Source organism: Rodentibacter trehalosifermentans (genome assembly GCF_002000545.1).
Classification (GTDB): Bacteria; Pseudomonadota; Gammaproteobacteria; order Enterobacterales; family Pasteurellaceae; genus Rodentibacter; species Rodentibacter trehalosifermentans.
The window spans coordinates 1-1412 of sequence record NZ_MLHL01000099.1 but is presented as its reverse complement, the minus strand read 5'-3'; the positions used below and the strand labels follow the sequence as shown (position 1 = coordinate 1412).

The following is a 1412-nucleotide window of genomic DNA, read 5'->3' as shown; positions in this document are numbered from 1 at the left end:
TGATCTGCACCCCAAAAGTTGGACTAATCTTCCAACTCAATAAGGTGCAGATATTTATGACTAAATATAACCAACTTTTCAAACAGCAGGTGATAGAGTTTTATCTCCAACATAATAAAAATCAGTCACTGACACGCCAACAATTTCATCTCAATCGCCAAACATTACGCCGTTGGATTGCCCAATTTAATCACAATGGACTCAATGGGTTAGCGGTATTAGGTCGAAAACAAACCTACTCTCCTGAATTCAAATTAAGCGTTATACAAGCGGTCAAAAATGGGCTTTTTTCTACAGAAAAGGCTTGTCTCTATTTCGGTATAGCCAATTCCGGTGTAGTGAGTCAATGGTTGAAAGCCTTTGAAAAACAAGGTATAAACGGCTTATTAGCCAAACCAAAAGGTCCTCCGACAATGAAATCTAAATACCCTAAAATGCCACCGAAACCCAAAACAGAAGAAGAACGTTTACGCTATCGGATTTTAGAGCTGGAAGCAGAGGTCGATTATCTAAAAAAGTTGCGGGAACTCAACCAACAAAAAATAGCGAAAAAGCTGTCATCGTAAATGCCTTACGGATGATTCACCCGCTTGAGCTATTACTACATTTAGCGGGATTGGCACGGAGTGTTTTCTTCTATCATTTAAAACCTAAAGTCGATAAAAATGTGTTGATTAAGCAAGAAGTCACGAGGGTTTATTACGAAAATGACGGTAAATATGGCTATCGTCGGGTGACATTAGCGTTAAAAAAAACGATGACTATCAATCACAAGCGAGTGCAATCTCTCATGCAACAGCTTGGATTAAAAGGAAAATGCAAACAGAAAAAATACCGTTCTTACAAAGGTGAGATGGGTAAAATCGCAGATAATCTGTTAGAACGAAACTTTGTAGCACAACGACCAAATGAGAAATGGGTGACGGATGTGACTGAGTTTAAGTGCGGTGAGGGTAAACTTTATTTATCGCCGATTAAGGATTTATTTAATGGGGAGATTATCAGCTATGACCTTTCGCCAAGCCCGAATTTTGAACAAATTCAGAGAATGATGGTGCAAGCTATCAGCAGGTTAGATGGAGAAAAACCGATACTCCATTCAGACCAAGGGTGGCAATATCAAATGGAAAGCTATCGTAAAATTCTTGAGGACAATGGTATTCAACAAAGTATGTCGAGAAAGGGAAATTGCTTAGATAATGGGTCAATGGAGAGTTTTTTCGCTCGACTAAAGACAGAATGTTATTACGGTAAGCGATTCGAAACATTTGATCAACTTGAAACAGCTATCCATGAATATATTCGTTACTATAATCATGAACGGATTCAGATTAAACTAAAAGGACTAAGCCCTGTAGAATACAGAACTCAGTCCTTGAATTAAATGAGTCTAACTTTTTGGGGTCAGATCA

Annotated in this window: 1 protein-coding gene; it reads left to right on the top strand. The window is 38.3% G+C overall.

The genetic code is table 11. The features are described 5' to 3' along the window. The first annotated feature begins 56 nt into the window (after window positions 1-56). Window positions 57-1384, top strand: a protein-coding gene (locus BKK52_RS13290) for an IS3 family transposase (protein ID WP_143531431.1) whose coding sequence is annotated in 2 segments (ribosomal slippage) — window positions 57-501 and window positions 501-1384 — 1329 coding nt in all. Because the reading frame shifts where the segments join, the coding sequence is not laid out codon by codon here. Window positions 1385-1412: the final 28 nt, after the last annotated feature.